The sequence below is a fragment of the Arthrobacter sp. P1_H7 genome (genome assembly GCF_056405215.1).
Genome location: NZ_JBFUCO010000053.1, coordinates 1 through 346, shown reverse-complemented (window position 1 = coordinate 346; position 346 = coordinate 1). Strand labels below are relative to the sequence as shown.

At 72.3% G+C, this 346-nt stretch carries 1 pseudogene; it reads left to right on the top strand.

Features of this window, described 5'->3' with window-relative positions:
• Positions 1 to 346, top strand: a pseudogene (locus AC1DXI_RS20785) (HNH endonuclease); the annotation flags it as partial.

The following is a 346-nucleotide window of genomic DNA, read 5'->3' as shown; positions in this document are numbered from 1 at the left end:
CCGAACCGGCCCGGCTCCCCGGCTACGGCACCGTCCCCGCCGGCTGGGCCCGCACCCTCATCAACGGCGCTAAGGCTCACGACAGCGCATTCGGCGTCGGTTCACCCGGACAAAGGCAAAGTGGTCCACGGGAATCCGGCGAGTCAACCGTCAGTCCCCCTCACCCGGGCGGCAGCGCCGGAAGGGCCGATGACCGCGCGTTCCGGCTCTGGCTCCGCCGGCTCTACACCCACCCGCGCACCGGAGAGCTCATCGCCATGGACGCCCGCGCCCGGCTCTTCCCGCCCGGCCTCCGCCGCTTCATCCAAACCAGGGACGACACCTGCCGCACCCCCTACTGCGACGC